At 38.9% G+C, this 16,377-nt stretch carries 13 protein-coding genes and 1 tRNA gene; 9 read left to right on the forward strand and 5 right to left on the reverse strand.

Features of this window, described 5'->3' with window-relative positions:
* Positions 1–361: 361 nt before the first annotated feature.
* The gene (locus B3X18_RS12230) at positions 362–1,969 is read right to left on the reverse strand and encodes a purine-cytosine permease family protein (RefSeq protein WP_005026624.1); all 1,608 of its coding nucleotides are present in this window, start codon (positions 1,967–1,969) and stop codon (positions 362–364) included.
* A 686-nt stretch (positions 1,970–2,655) separates the two neighbouring features.
* Here B3X18_RS12230 and B3X18_RS12235 point away from each other — a divergent pair.
* The 3 genes from B3X18_RS12235 (at position 2,656) to bla (ending at position 8,179) form a co-directional block, all read left to right on the forward strand.
* Complete coding sequence (locus B3X18_RS12235) at positions 2,656–5,223, forward strand: bifunctional diguanylate cyclase/phosphodiesterase (RefSeq protein WP_005026623.1); 2,568 nt, start codon at positions 2,656–2,658, stop codon at positions 5,221–5,223.
* Between the two features lie 609 nt (positions 5,224–5,832).
* The gene (locus tag B3X18_RS12240; RefSeq protein ID WP_034671064.1) at positions 5,833–6,966 is read left to right on the forward strand and encodes a 5-methyltetrahydropteroyltriglutamate--homocysteine S-methyltransferase; all 1,134 of its coding nucleotides are present in this window, start codon (positions 5,833–5,835) and stop codon (positions 6,964–6,966) included.
* A 349-nt stretch (positions 6,967–7,315) separates the two neighbouring features.
* On the forward strand, positions 7,316–8,179 hold the full coding sequence (gene bla / locus B3X18_RS12245) for a putative subclass B3 metallo-beta-lactamase (RefSeq protein WP_005026621.1): 864 nt from the start codon (positions 7,316–7,318) through the stop codon (positions 8,177–8,179).
* Positions 8,180–8,290: 111 nt separating this feature from the next.
* Here the strand turns inward: bla and B3X18_RS12250 are convergent, their stop codons facing one another.
* Together B3X18_RS12250 and B3X18_RS12255 are read right to left on the reverse strand one after the other, a co-directional pair.
* The gene (locus B3X18_RS12250; RefSeq protein ID WP_080592100.1) at positions 8,291–9,163 is read right to left on the reverse strand and encodes an amidohydrolase family protein; all 873 of its coding nucleotides are present in this window, start codon (positions 9,161–9,163) and stop codon (positions 8,291–8,293) included.
* On the reverse strand, positions 9,090–9,881 hold the full coding sequence (locus B3X18_RS12255) for an amidohydrolase family protein (RefSeq protein ID WP_005026618.1): 792 nt from the start codon (positions 9,879–9,881) through the stop codon (positions 9,090–9,092). Before B3X18_RS12255 ends, B3X18_RS12250 begins: the two co-directional genes overlap by 74 nt.
* Before the next feature lie 428 nt (positions 9,882–10,309).
* On the opposite strand from B3X18_RS12255, the gene B3X18_RS12260 reads away from it, so the two are divergent.
* Complete coding sequence (locus tag B3X18_RS12260; RefSeq protein WP_005026616.1) at positions 10,310–10,774, forward strand: DUF523 domain-containing protein; 465 nt, start codon at positions 10,310–10,312, stop codon at positions 10,772–10,774.
* A gap of 95 nt (positions 10,775–10,869) precedes the next feature.
* On the opposite strand, the gene B3X18_RS12265 is transcribed toward B3X18_RS12260, so the two are convergent.
* Positions 10,870–10,945 (reverse strand) — tRNA-Gly (locus B3X18_RS12265).
* 169 nt (positions 10,946–11,114) lie between these two features.
* Positions 11,115–12,536, reverse strand: a complete 1,422-nt coding sequence (gene cysS / locus B3X18_RS12270; protein WP_005026613.1) for a cysteine--tRNA ligase — start codon at positions 12,534–12,536, stop codon at positions 11,115–11,117.
* Between the two features lie 210 nt (positions 12,537–12,746).
* Between cysS and B3X18_RS12275 the strand changes: the two genes are divergently transcribed.
* From B3X18_RS12275 to lptB, 5 genes are read left to right on the forward strand one after another with little or no spacing between them, the layout of a single operon-like run.
* On the forward strand, positions 12,747–13,724 hold the full coding sequence (locus B3X18_RS12275) for a KpsF/GutQ family sugar-phosphate isomerase (protein ID WP_005019693.1): 978 nt from the start codon (positions 12,747–12,749) through the stop codon (positions 13,722–13,724).
* A gap of 4 nt (positions 13,725–13,728) precedes the next feature.
* Positions 13,729–14,268: a KdsC family phosphatase gene (locus B3X18_RS12280; protein ID WP_005019694.1), complete on the forward strand. Its 540-nt coding sequence runs from the start codon at positions 13,729–13,731 to the stop codon at positions 14,266–14,268.
* Positions 14,269–14,307: 39 nt separating this feature from the next.
* Positions 14,308–14,856 carry an LPS export ABC transporter periplasmic protein LptC gene (lptC, locus tag B3X18_RS12285; protein ID WP_005026609.1) on the forward strand — a complete coding sequence of 183 codons (549 nt, stop codon included), beginning with the start codon at positions 14,308–14,310 and terminating at the stop codon, positions 14,854–14,856.
* Positions 14,840–15,406 (forward strand): lipopolysaccharide transport periplasmic protein LptA, encoded by a 567-nt coding sequence (gene lptA / locus B3X18_RS12290; RefSeq protein WP_017401170.1) that lies wholly within the window; start codon positions 14,840–14,842, stop codon positions 15,404–15,406. Before lptC ends, lptA begins: the two co-directional genes overlap by 17 nt.
* A complete protein-coding gene (gene lptB, locus B3X18_RS12295; RefSeq protein ID WP_005019697.1) occupies positions 15,406–16,152 on the forward strand; it encodes an LPS export ABC transporter ATP-binding protein in 747 nt (248 codons plus the stop codon). Before lptA ends, lptB begins: the two co-directional genes overlap by 1 nt.
* Positions 16,153–16,377: the final 225 nt, after the last annotated feature.

Consider the following 16,377-nt stretch of genomic DNA (forward strand, 5'->3'; position numbering starts at 1 on the left):
ACCTCATGTTTGAATTCGCCCAGCTATGCATCTTGCCTTGTATCAAGTTAAGGCATGAGTAATCAGCTTTAGAAAATTAGCATTATCTATATCAAGTTAATTATCGCTATAGTCTAAAGTAGCTGAAGAATTTAATAATAGAGATGTTTAATTATTCAAATATAAGATATTTCATTTTTAATTATCATTAAATTTAAAATAAGAGTGAATTAATTATTTTAAAAGATTAATAATAAATACTTCGAAATAAATTAATCAGTACAAAATATTAATATCTGGCAATAAAAATAGGCTTCTAAATAGAAGCCTGATGTATGATTTTATTATTTTCTTTATTTTTATTCTTGTTCTCTTATATTTATTATTTTTCCATTGTTTTGCACAAAGAACAGATCACTCCACTGTGCCGATGCGAATACATCACATCTGGCCGTTCATAATTTTCATTACATGCTACACAGTGATAGACAGTTGCTACCGGTGTGCCTTCTGTATCGTAGCGTGCCTCTTTCAGGCCATCATTAGTATTTTTAATATAGTATTTGCCCTTGGTCAGTAAACCCATCAGGGGCGTCAGGATAAAAGCTACCAACAGTGCAATCAGAGGGGAATAAGGTGCCAGAAATTCACCAAGCAGGCCAAAGAATGCCGCAATAGATAAACCAGCCGCTACCAGAAATGACACCATGCCTACCGGGTTAATGTTATAAAGCATGTCACGGCGGTATTCAGGCTCTTTAGGAGAAAGCTTTAGTACATATTTATTAATAGCAATATCAGTCGCGACCACCACTACCCAGGCTATTGCAAAGTTAGAGTAAAAACCTAGGATTTTACCTAAAACTGCAAACATATTGCCTTCCATCAGTGCCAGTGCAATGGCCAGATTGACCATCACAAAGATAATCCGACCCGGATAATGCTTGGTAATACGGGTATAAGCACTCGTCCAAGCCAGTGATCCTGAATAGGCATTGGTAACATTGATTTTGATCTGTGAAATTACCACCAGAATGACAGCAAGACTGAGAGCCAGCCAGCCTGGTAACATGTCATGGAATGCTGCATTGAACTGTTGCACAGGTTCAGTACTGTTTACACCTGGAATTTTTGTAAGAAGATAAAAACCTAAAAATGCCCCAATAATTTGCTTGATTGCACCCAAAATGACCCAGCCCGGACCTGCAGAAATTACTGCGATCCACCAGGATTTACTATTTTCCTTAGTTTTAGCGGGCATAAAACGCAGGTAATCAATCTGTTCACCAATTTGCATGATGAGTGAAAGACAGATTCCTGCACCCAGCATGATTGCTGCCATGTCTAATACTGCAAATCCCTCATTTCCGCCATAAGCAGCAAACTGGCTTATCAGATCAGGTTCCTGATAAATCAGATAAGCGACCGGTCCGATCATCAGTATCAGCCAGATTGGGGTAGTCCAGACCTGTAATTTAGTGAGAGCTTTCATACCATAAATAACTAGTGGAATAACCAGCACGGTAGAGACCAGATAGCCTGCCCAGAGGGGAATACCTAAACCCAGTAACAAGCCTTGCGCCATAATTGATCCCTCAAGCGCAAAGAAAATAAAGGTAAAACTGGCAAAGATGATACTGGTTAGCACTGAACCAAAGTAGCCAAATCCAGCTCCACGTGTAATCAGGTCCAGATCAATATTGTAACGTGCTGCATAATAAGCCAGTGGAATACCTGTTAAAAAAATAATGAGCGCCGCAAATAGAATTGAAAACACTGCATTTGTAGTACCATATGCCATGCCGATACTGGCACCAATAGAAAAATCTGCCAGATAAGCAATTCCGCCTAATGCTGTAATGGCTACTACCTTTGGACTCCAGCGTCTAAAACTGTGAGGCGCATAACGTAACGTATAATCCTCTAGGGTTTCATTGGCGGCAGAAGAAGGACTATTCTCTAGTACATCTGTTGCTGATGAGTTATGCATCACAAACACTCCTGTTTTTATTTTGTGTCTGTCTAAATGCTTAGCAAAAGTAGTGCCAGTTTTCTAAATAAAAAATAAAATATATTAATTTGCTGAAAAATATAAATTAATATTTAAATAAAATTCTTGATCTAATTTAAAATTTATGTAAATTTTTAGAAATAGAACTAATTTAAGCCCCAATATAAAGCGGCCTTAGAAAATTATATATATTCGATTGAAATCTATTTTTATATAGTTTTATTATCTTTATGTAAATTAAAATTTATAAATGGTATAAGGTAATATATTTTAATTATTCTATTTTGCTTAAGAAATAAATTTAAAATTTATATTTATAAGAAATTAATAAGTATTAACCTATATTATTTAAATTAACTTAAAGCTAATATCTATACATTTATATCTTTAGTATAAAAGTCTAATAGATTTTATTAAAATTTTAATTATGTAAAAAATTAAACTATGAAGCTGGATCAGGGCCAGATTGATTTAATTCTAATTAAAACCTTCTTGGAGCTAGATTTCAGCAGATAAAAAATGGTAAAACTGAATCAAGATTACTTTCTAAAAACAAAAAATAGGCAACTAATGTAGAAAAATGGTGAATTAAGGTAGTTTGTTATAATAATAAGGCTAGGGATAAAGCTAGAATGTAAGAGAGCCAAGGAGGTTAGGGATTCTAAATGAATAACAATTGTGATGACCACGATACTTACCATATTTTTAATCTGATTGGTCAGCATACTGAACTTCATCTTATTTTAAGCGCGGCAAGTACCTGGCTAGAGTCCCGCATTTCAAATGTTCTTGTAGCAATTATGCTTTATTCTGAACAGGAACAAATTCTGAAATTTACTAGCGGCAAGCAGAATTTTTCTAAACAGTATGGGGAGACCATAGACAATATAAATATTGCACCAGATGAAAGAACATGTGGCAGGGCAGCATATTTGCGTAAAATGGTCGTCAGTGAAAATTTATTGAAAGATATTTACTGGACTCCCTATCAGGCCTCGATCAAGCTCGAAAAGCTTTATACCTGCTGGTCGACGCCTATTCTTAGTGCACGGGGAACTCTTTACGGGACGTTTGCAACTTATTATCGGACATTAAGAAAACCTACTGATCATAATATCAAGTTATTAAAACAGGCTGCGGCCATGGTTGCCTTGGCAATCGAACTTGACCTTGAACGCAAGCAGAGAATTGCAATAAGCGAAAAATATAGTTCTTTTTATACTTATCACCCTGATGCAATTTTTGAAATTGATACGCAAGGTATCATGGTGAGTACAAATATTGCCTCTCGTAAAATTATTGGTTTTTCTGATGAGCAAATCAGGGGAAAGCATTACAGTTCATTTTTACCTGCTGAATATCGTGATATTGCAGATAAAGCGTTTAAAGAGGCAATGCAGGGAAATGCACAATACTATGAAATTCCGGCTTATCATGCTTCTGGTGAAATGATCTGGCTCGATCTGACTAATTTACCGATTAAACAAAATCATCAGGTAACGGGAGTATTCGGTATTGCCCGTGATATTACATTACGGCGTAAAAATCAGGAACACTTGCGGTTATTAAAACGTGGAGTGAATGCCAGTCCTAATGGAATTATAATTACGGATGCTACCGCCGAGCGAAAAATCGTTTATGTTAATCCAGCCTTTTTACATATGACGGGTTATACCGAAGAAGATGTTATGGGCAAGACATGCCACTTTTTGCAAGGGCCGGAGACAGAAGCTGAAAAGATTGCTTTAGTACAGCGGGCTTTAAAGGAACACAAAGAAATACAAGTAACCGTTAAAAATTATCGTAAAGACGGGAGCTGGTTCTGGAACCGTTTAATGTTGGGTCCGGTTTTTGATGAGGCAGGTAGATGTACACATTTTTTGGGAATTCAGGAAGATATTACTCAACAGCGTATTCATGAAGACTATATTACCCATCAGCATAGTCATGATCATTTGACTGGTCTAGCTAACCGGCAGACCTTTGAAACCAACTTACAGCAGGCCTTCAAAACTCAACATCATAGTTCTAAGCCCTTATTCCTTTGTTATATTGACCTAGACGATTTTAAGCCGCTCAATGATAGTCTGGGGCACCTGATTGGTGACCAGATTATTAAAAGTGTAAGCGATCGCCTGCAAGCACTTTTACAAACTGGCGATTTCCTGGGCCGTTTTGCAGGTGATGAGTTTGCGTTATTAATGGTGAATCGAAATAAACGGTCAGAAGTAATTACAACTGCTGAAGAGATTCTAAAACTCTTTACACAACCTTTTCAAATTGATGAGCATAAAATCCATCTGAGTGCCAGTATTGGTATTGTCGCTGATGACTGTTCTATACAGCGTTCGTCAGAACTTTTATATCATGCTGTTTTAGCCATGAAAGAAGCAAAAAGACAAGGTCGTAATACCTGGCACTGGTATGAAGAAGCCAATAAAAAAGTTATGCCAGTAATTGACTACGCGCACTTACGCCTAGAGCTGATGGAAGCTTTAAACGATAATCAATTTAACCTCTTTTACCAACCCTTGATTAATCCTGCAACAGGTCTGGTCAAAGGCGTGGAAGCACTCATCCGCTGGAATCATCCACAGCGGGGATATATTTTTCCTGATATTTTTATTCCTTTAGCTGAAAGAACGGGACAGATTGTTGCAATTGGACAATGGGTGCTCAAAAAAGCCTGTATGGATATTGCTGAATGGAATAAGACTCATCAGAGTCAGCTTACTGTTTCGGTTAATATTTCGCCTTTACAGTTTCGTAGAGCAGGTTTCTTGCAAGAACTGGAACATGCACTGGAAATTAGCAAATTAACACCTGAGCTTCTCAAAATAGAAGTCACTGAGGGTATGGTAATTATTGGCGCTGACCGTGCTATTGAAATTTTAAAATCTATACGAGAGCTAGGGGTACAGGTATCTATAGATGACTTTGGTACAGGTTATTCCAGTTTGAGCTATTTACGACGTTTACCAATTAACCAGATCAAACTGGATCGAAGTTTTATTGAGCATCTTACAGAGAGTGACCAGGATGCTGCGATAGTTCAGTCTATTATCCATCTGGCTCATCAATTAAACCTGGAAGTTGTAGCCGAGGGAGTCGAAACCCTGAAACAGGCGGCCTTTCTCTACCAGCAGGGCTGCGATCTTTTACAAGGTTATTTTTATGCCCGTCCTGCGCCTATAACTGAATTAAAAACTATCTATATTTCATCATTAGGTTAATATGTACTGCAGAAGAATAAGGTCTGAAAAATAAATTACATAATACACCTATGACAAGAGCATCGCTGTTTCTCATGCAGGTCAAACTGTATCAAGAGCTGAATTAGTTAATACCCCATAGTTGCTACTCATGAGTAATGACATTTGTTACAAATAACACCAGCAATAGAATTATTAAATACGGATAAAAATTGGAGTCTATTAAAAGGCATTTGCAGAGTCAGAAAATTCTGGCTGTTGTGGGTTGATATAATTTTTACAGTACTATAACTAAATAAAAAAACTTTTGGCTAAGAATTTGATGAATTCAATCTATTGTTATTAGTTTATTATTTTCTAAACTCTAAGAAGTCATATTTAAATATTCAAATAACAGTTGACTGATAAATAAAGCCCTTTTTGAATTCTATCACTTCACAGGCTGATATATTTTCAATTTAACTTGAGTTTTACTCATTATAGTGTTGTTTTAATCAGCACATATTAATATAAGATTTTGTTTTTTATATTTATAATTTATTTTAAGGTTGTTTTTTGAGCATTCGCTAAAGTGAATAAAATTGTATTTAATGAAAATATATTGAATTTTATTAATATTAAGGCTGATTTATGAGCAATACTTCTCCTCAAGCCCGAAAGCTATATGCTGGCTATAAAGCTGATCATGTGGGCAGTTTCCTACGTCCTTTACGACTAAAAGAAGCACGTCAAGCTGTTGCTGATGCCAAATTGAGCCAAGCTGAACTTACTCAGATCGAAAATGAAGAAATATTAAAGATTATTGCGTTGCAAAAAGAAAATAATATCAAGGCAATTACTGATGGCGAATTACGTCGTGCTTGGTGGCATTATGATTTTATGGAAAACCTGATCGGTGCTGAAGGGTATGAGGATAGTGTCGGTTTAAAGTTTCATGGTATCGAGACCAAGCCCCATAATGTACGTATTGTAGGCAAACTCGATTTTCCAGAAAATCATCCACATCTGGCGCATTATAAATTTTTGCATGATGCGGTAGGCACTAATGGTATGGCCAAAATGACCATTCCAAGTCCAAATATGATGATGCGGCCTAAATTACGTTTTAATAATACGTATGGTGAAGATATTCAGCAATATGTGGTTGACTTGGGACTGGCTTACCGCAAAGCAGTACAAGCATTTCATGACTTGGGCTGCCGATATTTGCAGATTGATGATGTATTCTGGGCGTATTTGATCAGTGAAGAAGACCGTGCGCGTGAGCAAGCCGCCGGGGTCGACTTGGACCAGTTAGCTGACTTTTGTGTTCAGACCCTGAATATTGCCCTTGAAAATAAACCCGAACATCTGGTGGTTGGTCTGCATATCTGTCGTGGTAATTTTTCTTCTACCTGGCACTACCAGGGTGGATATGAATCCATAGAAGACTATATCTTTAAACATCTTAAAAATATAGACCGCTATTTTCTGGAATATGACACAGAGCGCGCAGGTGGTTTTGAACCTTTAGCTAAACTACAAGGCAGTAATGCAGAAGTTGTTCTCGGTCTGATTACTTCGAAGGTAGAAGAGCTGGAAAATAAACAGGCCATCATCGCACGTATTCATGAAGCTTCCCAATATTTACCACTTGAACAGCTCGCACTTAGTCCACAATGTGGCTTCTCTTCAACCGAAGAAGGAAATAGAGTCCCTTACGACGCACAGTGGCGCAAACTTCAATTAGTGAATGAAATTGTGGCAGAAGTATGGGGAGAGTAATTTTATAATTAACTCTATTGGATAGATATTAAGCATAAAACTGGATAAAAAATCCAGTATTCTAAAAATAATAATAAAAAATTAATTATAAGAGAAACTTTATAAGAAAGTTTTTTAACTTATTACAAGTAGCCAGTTTTATAAAAAAGTTAATTTTAATAAAATTAAAAACTGGGTCATTATTTTTTAATTATAAACTTAAAATAAAGAATTATTCTAACAGCTTTAATATTCTTGCAGCTAAAAACCAAAGCTAAAATATAATTTGAAAATATATTTTAATTTAATAGATTAATTTTTAAAATTCTTTATTTATTTTTGACAGTATAAATATCAGGTGATGTTTTAAATGAAGATTAGAAATACGTTTTTATTCATTTTCGGTCTTGCTACAGTCTCTACAGGCAATATCCTTGCCGAGCCTTTGAAGCTACCGGCAGAATGGACACAAAGTATAGAGCCTTTCAGGATTACTGGCCCTATCTACTATGTGGGTACGCGTGGTTTAGGCTCGTATCTTCTTGTTTCTGGTTCTAAAGCTATATTAATTGACACAGGCCTAACTGAAAATACTGCTTTAATTGAGCAGAATATACTGAAACTTGGGCTAAACCTTTCAGATGTAAAGATTATTTTGGTCAGCCATGCACACTGGGATCATGTTGGAGCTTTAGCACAAATTCAGAAGAATACAGGTGCTAAAGTATTTGCTATGGATAAAGAAGTTACAGCTTTAACAACAGGTAAGCCTACAGGAGACAATATTCTTCAGTCCTTTTCTTATACTCCGGTTAAAGTTGACCATATATTAAGAGATAAAGAAGTCATTAAAATGGGAAAAATACATCTTAAGGCAACCTTAACTCCCGGCCACACTCCTGGGTGTACCACCTGGTCAACCAGTTTAAAAGAACATGGAAAAACCCTGAAAGTAGTATTTCCATGCAGCTTATCTGTTGCCGGAAATGTATTATCGAATAATCAGACTTATCCAGGTATCGTACAGGATTATCAGCTGAGTTTTCGCCGCTTAAGCAAAATGCCTGCTGATATTGTACTGACCAGCCATCCTGAAGCAGCCGATCTTATGAACCGAAAAGCGAAGTCTGAGGCAGGACAGCTTGATGCTTTCACAGATCGGAAACTCCTGGAAAAAATTATTAAAGATGCTGAATTTTCTTTTAATCAGTCTCTTGATAACCAGAAAAAATAATATATTAAAAGAGCCTCTCTCATAAAGACGGCTCTAATTTTTCTTAAATTAATACTAGCCCATTCAAACTATAACCTTACTTTCACTTTATTAAAGGTTGCCCCGAAATAATTAATGATCATGGCTATCTGGTTGCTCAGTCACACGCTCTTTCGATGTGTGATCGGTTTGAGCATCATAGAGAATCTTGCCATTAAACATAGTCATTAGAACCTGTGCATTTTCCAGTTCCTCAGCCTTTTCCAGTTCCTCAGCCTTAAGCTTATATAAATTATGGCTCATTACAACCAGATCAGCAGCCTTACCTACCTCAATTGAACCAGTTTCGTTTTCAGCAAAAATTGCTTCAGCGCCGTTGATTGTATGGCTGGCAAGCATTCTGCTTAAAGGGATGCCAGATTGAACAACGGCAGAGATTCGTGTCATCGGATAGAATTCACGTACTGGATAATCACTAGATGAACTAAGCTGTACATTGGTATCGAAAAATGCTTTAGGTAAGGGATGACCATCTGCACGGATACCTAATGAGAGAAAGCGCGGTATAGTCGGGATAGCCTCATCACTGACGTGTGTAATCATGTGGCGTGCATCGCGCTTGCCATTCTGTTTTTGGGCATACTCCAAAGCATCAAGCATAAGGTTGTAAGTACTGGTTGGCCCTATATCATGAATATAGATGCGGAATTTTTCACGGTCCAATGCAGCTACGGTTTTTTTCAGAACTTTCTGATCCCAGACGACTGAACCATATGTACTGCTTGCACCTGTGCCAAAAATTTTGATTGAATCTGTCTTGAAGAATTTGCCATGATATTTTGCACGGCGTTCTACGAAACCTGGAATCTGTTCAGTACCACGTGTTTCATCTGCCCATTGTAATAAATCATAACGCACGGTTAATTCACCTTCAGTATCTAGAGCTTTTATAGCCTCCAGAAAACTGTCTGTTGGATAATGCAATGGCACAAGAACAGAAGTCACACCACGCTGTGGCGCCAGATTTTTTTTGAAATGAAAGTATGGCAGCTTTATATTCGGCTACTGTAAAGTCAGGTTGGGGAAGTGTACTAATAACCAGATTTTGTGCTCCAAACTCACGGAAGATTCCGGTTGGGGTACCTTGGCTATCGCGGTCAATAAATGCTCCCACCGGGTCTGGAGTAGTTGCATTGATACCTGCATTTTGCATGGCTCGGGTATTTGCCCATACTTCATGGTGTCCATGAGTAATAAATACAGCCAGAATATCTTTACCCACAATTTCATCCAGCAGTTGTGCTGGCGAACGTCCTGCTGCTTTTGCCTGTGCCAGTACATAGTTCAAGTTCCATCCGACACCACGTACCTGCTTGGCTTCAGGCTGCTTTGCAAGAAAATTCTGGGTAGCCGCTTTATAAGAGTCCAAAGAAGGGGCTTCCAGATTTACCCAGTATATATTTTCTGCACGTAAATAAGCATGATTATGCGTATCTACAAAGCCAGGGAGCAATATTTTTCCCTTCAAGTTTATTATTTGGGTGTCCTTGCCACGCCACTCTTTTAGTCCCGTATCATCACCTACATAGACAATTTTACCTTCTTTGACTGCTACCGCTTCTGCTTCTGGCAATTTGGGGTCCATGGTATAAACTGAACCGCTTTCAAAAATCAGATCCGCTGAGCGTATCTGCTCATATTTATCATCACCACAAGCAGCCAAGGTGAGGGCTAAAGTGCTTGCCAGCGTAAGCTAAAAAATATGCGGTGTTTTTGAAACAGAATAGGGTCGTCCTTGTTATTATTTCTGGGTTACTACCTGAAAATAATTTAATAAAAGTTTTCTTGATTAATAGTCTTGATCTGAAATGTTACGCCGCATAACTTAGGAGATAATATGAAATGAGTCAAAAACCTAAGCGGTATATTATTATACCTTTAAAGGTATAATTAAAATATAAAGGTCTAAACTTATAATATAATTAAAAAATATTTTTAATATTTCATTCTAGAGATTTTATAATCAGTTAAATATAGAATATCTTGATTGATTAATCATTTTATTTCGAGAATACAGAACTTAAAGAAATATATTTTATCGAGAGCTGCCTTTAGAATTGAGCAGATGAGATAGAGGGTAGAAAAATTATTATGGTTAAATACTTAATTAGTGCGTGTCTGGTTGGTGAGAATGTGCGCTATAACGGTGGAAACTGCTTGCAGGAAAAGCTGAAATATTTAATTGAATCGCATCAGGCAATCAGTTTCTGTCCAGAAGTAGCAGGAGGGTTAAGTACACCACGATTACCTGCTGAAATTGTAGGTGGTCAGGCACAAGACGTATTTAATCAGCAGGCAGTAGTCTTAGACTCATCTGGTCAGGATGTCACACAGGCTTTTATAAATGGCGCCTATCAAACTTTGAAAATGGTACAACAGCATCATATCAGCCATGTCATTCTAAAAGCAGATAGTCCATCTTGTGGTTCAAAACTGATTTATGATGGCTCATTTACCGGAAAGAAAATTACAGGCGAAGGAATGACTGCTATTTTACTTAGGCAGCATGGAATCATCGTGATGACTGAAGATGAATTTATGGAACAGCTTAATTAAACTCTTATAGAAAAATTCTGATGCTATGTTCGACCTTATTTATAGAATAGCCATAAAAAAAGCCTTTATCTCTAAGATAAAGGCTTTTTAAATTTTGGAGCGGGAAACGAGACTCGAACTCGCGACCCCAACCTTGGCAAGGTTGTGCTCTACCAACTGAGCTATTCCCGCAATATGCAGCGTATTATAAGGCCTGTTCCGGGCTTGTCAATTAGCTGTTGTATCAACCGATGGTATTTTAAACTTTTTCACAACTCTATAGAGATATTTTTCAGTGTTATTTCCGAGAAATATACAGTAAAACAGGACAAAAACTAAAAATAGTCTTTGTCCGGCTTGTTTAATCTGCACGTCGCCATAAGGTGCCCTGACGGGTATCTTCAAGAACCACACCTTGGTCCAGCAGATTTTGTCGAATGGAATCTGCTTTGGTAAAGTCTTTCGCTTTTTTCGCATCTACACGCTGCTGAATAAGCTCTTCAATTTCACTTTCAGACAATCCAAGTGCTTCCTGACCAATATCAGATCTCAAAAAGTCATCTACATTATGCTGAACCAGACCTAAAATATTGGTCAGATGACGCAATGTGGAATAAAAAACTTTAGCCTGCTCAGCATTTTCTTCTTTCAGGGCACGGTTGAGTTCCTTTGCAAGTTCAAACAGAACAGCCATTGCTTCCGCGGTGTTAAAGTCATCACACATTGCTGCATTAAAGCGTTCAAGATGTATTTGACTAAAATGATCTGTCAGTTCTTCATTAAACTGCTGCTGGTATGCTTTAAAAGCATGGTAAAACCGGGTAAGGGCTGTTTTAGCTTCTTTAAGTGCTACATCAGAAAAGTTCACCGGACTGCGATAGTGTGAAGACACGATAAAATAGCGAATAACTTCTGGATGGAATTTCTCCATCACGTCACGAATAGTAAAGAAGTTGCCGAGAGATTTTGACATTTTCTCGCCGTCTACATTAATAAAACCGACGTGCATCCAGTAATTTACATATTGTTCACCAGTTGCGGCTTCACTTTGTGCAATCTCATTTTCATGATGTGGAAATAGCAGGTCACTGCCGCCACCGTGGATATCAAAATGATTGCCGAGGCAGCAGGTCGACATGGCCGAGCATTCAATATGCCAGCCTGGACGTCCTTTGCCCCATGGAGAATTCCAGAAAGGCTCATTTTCTTTGGCATGTTTCCAGAGAACAAAGTCAAAAGGATGTTTCTTGTCGACTTCCACATCAACCCGATCAGAGGCTCCGGCTTGCATGTCATCAAGTTTTCGGCCAGAGAGACGGCCATATTTATTGAACTGTTCAACCTGAAAGTAAACGTCACCATTTGTTGCCGGGTAAGCACTACCATTGTCTACCAGCTTGCCAATCATGTTCTGCATCTGGTCGATATATTCAGTTGCGCGTGGTGCTTCATCAGGTTCAAGACAGCCAAGGCGATGCGCATCTTCATTCATGGCCTGAATAAAACGGTCGGTCAGAGCCTGGATTGTTTCGCCATTTTCGTTGGCACGTTTGATAATTTTGTCATCAATATCAGTAATGTTACGTACGTATTTGACTTCCCAACCCTGACTACGCAAAAAACGGATAATATAGTCAAACGCAACCATGACCCGTGCATGCCCAATATGACAGTAGTCATACACGGTCATGCCGCAAACATACATGTCGATATGGCCCGCTTTACGCGGTACAAATTCAACTTTTTTACGTTGCTCCGAGTTGTATAAAACAAATGGCTGCATACAGGTCTTCACATGCTCAAACAAAGGTAGTTCATCATAACTGAAGCGATATATTTCATAAAGTTTTATGCATTAATTTTATAGACTTGTGAAAAGTTCAGATTTAGAAAGCGGACTTTTACAGACCTATGTTAAAATAGTGAAAATTTTTCTCCTGATATTATTCAACTCTTAAAGAGTTAAGGTAAGTTGAGCTTGAATTCATCCAATATGACGCAGCAGATTGATTTTCAAAAAGTTGCTCGAGAAACATTACAGATAGAACAGCAGGCTTTAGAGATTCTGGCTGCACAGATTGATACACGCTTTGAACGCGCCTGTGAAATCATCTTGCAGTGTAAAGGCCGTGTTGTGGTTACAGGTATGGGCAAGTCAGGACATATCGGCCGTAAAATGGCCGCAACTTTTGCTTCAACCGGAACGCCTTCATTCTTTATGCACCCGGGTGAAGCAGGGCATGGTGATCTGGGCATGCTGGTCCGTGGAGATGTACTGATTGCAATCTCTAATTCTGGCAAAAGCGATGAAATCATGATGCTCATGCCTTTGATCAAACATCTGGAAGTGCCTTTAATTACTATCAGTGGTACTGAAAGTGGCCCAATGCCACAGAATGCTGATGTTGCATTAACGCTTGGCGAGTTAACAGAGGCCTGTCCGCTGGGTCTGGCGCCAACCTCAAGCACTACTGCTACATTGGCCCTAGGTGATGCACTTGCGGTCGCGCTGCTAGAAGCACGTGGCTTTACGGCAGATGATTTTGCCCGTTCTCATCCGGCTGGGGCATTAGGCAAACGTTTACTTTTGCATGTAAAACATTTGATGCATAAAGATGATGAGCTGCCAAAAGTCAGTCCCGATACACCGATGAATCAAGTTCTCTATGAAATTTCCAATAAACGCTTGGGTTTAACCACTGTTGTAGATACACAAAATACTTTATTGGGTATTTTTACCGATGGTGATCTGCGTCGTCTGATTGATCGTCAGCAGGGTTTTGATGTAAACCTGCCGGTATCGGAAGTAATGATCAAAGATCCGTATACCATTTCTCAGGAAGCGCGTGCTGTTGAGGCACTTGAATTATTACGTGATAAAAAGATCAATCAGTTTGTGGTCGTAGACCAGTCAAATAAAGTTATTGGTGTTATCAGTATGCATGATCTGATTCAGGCTGGAGTGAATTAAAACTATGGCATCATATGTTTTACTTGAACAGGCTCGACATATGCAGGCCCTGGTTCTGGATGTTGATGGAATTTTAAGTGATGGTTTTGTTACTCTCACCAATAGTGGCGATGAAATCAAGTCTTTTGATATTCGTGATGGTCTGGGAATGAAGCTGGTGCAGCAGGCGGGTATGAAAGTCATCATCATTACCGGTCGCAGCAGTAATATCGTACATACCCGTATGTCCAGTCTGGGTGTTGATCTGGTTTATCAGGGCCGTGAAGACAAAGGGGTAGCATTACGTGAAGCCTGTGCGCAGCTTGGCCTTTTACCAGAGGACTGCCTGTATATGGGAGATGACTGGCCTGATCTCTCTGCTTTTGCGATTGCTGGTATGAAAGTTACTGTACCTAATGGTCATGTGGAAGTACGCCGCCGTGCAGATCTGGTCACCCAGTCAATGGGCGGTCGCGGTGCAGTACGGGAAGTATGCGATATATTATTAAATGCAAAAGGTGTTTACCAAGAACTTCTTGAAAAATATCTTGCTGTACCACATTAATAACAGATGTCCTGATTTAAAGAACTTAGAACCACGCTTATGGATACCCGAGTTTTATACGTTGTTGCGATTTTAATAGCAGCCCTAAGCGGTGGTTATTATTATTTCAGTGGAAAGGGCAAACGGCTTGAGGTGAATTCAGGGCGTAACATGACTTATTCCGCAAAAGGCATTCATCTTACTCAAACAGATGAGCAAGGTAATCTGTATGTAAAAGCCAAGGTTGACCGTCTGGAACAGGATATGCAACAAAAAACGTCCAGGCTTGATAATCTGGATGCTTCTATGTATGAGGACGGGACAGTTAATGCCACTTTCTTTGCACGTCAGGCCAATAGCTTTAATGACAATGAAAAAATTGTCTTATCGCAGGATGTAGTGGCTACCCGTTTAGGCGCACAGGGGCCTATGGAGTTTCGTACCGATAAATTGACAGGTTATCCCAAGCTAAAGCAGCTGGAAACTGACCATCAGGTTATTGTGCAGTCACCTCAGGCAGAATTTGTAAGTCAAGGTTTAAAAGCCGATTTAAATAAAGGTCAATACGAATTCTTTAATATTCGAGGAAAGTATGTCCCAAACACTTAATTATAACCGAACTTCAACTTTCCTGAGACAGGCTGTACTTACTGCATTGCTCGGAGTAACTTCTGTAGCTGCTTTGGCTCTACCTTCTGACCGTAATCAGCCGATATCACTGGTTGCTGACCGCGCAACCTATAATGAAAAAACTGGTATAACCACTTATACCGGTAATGTCATTATCGAACAGGGTACTATGAAGCTTCAAGCCAACTCAATTGTGGCTCAGCTTAATAAAAGGCGCCAGATCAGTACGATTACTGCTACAGGCAAACCTGCCAAGTTCCAGCAGCAGCTCGATACCAATAAAGGTCTGGCTCGTGGCGAAGCCCAAAAGATAGTTTACAATGCTGAAACTGGTATTATTACGCTTTCTGGTGGAGCTTATCTCTATCAGAATGGAGCAAGTATTCGAGGAAATACCCTGCGCTATAGCATGAATAAAGGCGATATTGAGGCTGTTGGCTCATCAAACAGTACAGGTTCATCGACAGGCCGGGTACAGATTATTATTCCACCATCAGCTTCAAAAAATTTCCCGGGAGCACGTGATTAATGGAGCAATCACTAAGCCAGCCACAAACTCTTACTATTAAGCATCTGGCAAAAAACTACAACAAACGCTGGGTTGTGAAAGATGTGTCTTTTTCCATGCAGAGCGGTCAAATTGTTGGTCTCCTGGGTCCAAATGGAGCCGGTAAAACGACCAGTTTTTATATGGTGGTCGGCTTGGTCCGTATGGATAAAGGTGAAATCCATCTGGATCATCTGGATCTTTCAGATCTGGCCATGCATGAGCGTGCGCGTAAGGGAATTGGCTATTTACCTCAGGAAGCATCAATTTTTCGCAAGCTGACAATTGCTGAAAATATCATGGCGATTCTGGAAACCCGTAGAGACCTGAATAAACAGCAACGTCAGCAACGTTTGAATGAACTACTGAATGACTTCAAAATTACTCATATTAAAGATTCATTAGGTATGAGTGTTTCTGGCGGTGAACGCCGTCGGGCCGAGATCGCACGTGCTCTGGCTGCTGATCCGAAATTTATGCTGCTGGATGAACCCTTTGCAGGCGTTGATCCGATTTCAGTAGGCGATATTAAAGATATTATTCGTAATCTGAAAGAACGTGGCATCGGTGTACTCATCACTGATCATAATGTTCGTGAAACACTGGCTATTTGTGAAAAAGCTTATATTGTCAGTGAAGGTGCAGTGATTGCAGAGGGTACACCACAAGAAATCTTGGAAAATGAAACAGTGCGGCAGGTCTATTTAGGTGAGGATTTCACAGTTTAATTAGACAGTCTTTTTTTTGATCCTACTTCTAAACTGCTCATAAGCTCTTTTATTTTACTGAGATTTAAAATAAATCTTGTGAGCTTTTTCCTTAATTACAATTTTAAAAACCAGTAAAACTATTTAACAAAAATTACGGTTCAGTTATTAAAAATATGTAAAATGTAAAAGTTCCAAATTATACCTATAGCAAAGCGTTCAACACTGGGCGAATTCAAACATGAG

It is taken from the genome of Acinetobacter sp. UBA6571 (assembly GCF_002434085.1).
GTDB lineage: Bacteria > Pseudomonadota > Gammaproteobacteria > Pseudomonadales > Moraxellaceae > Acinetobacter > Acinetobacter radioresistens.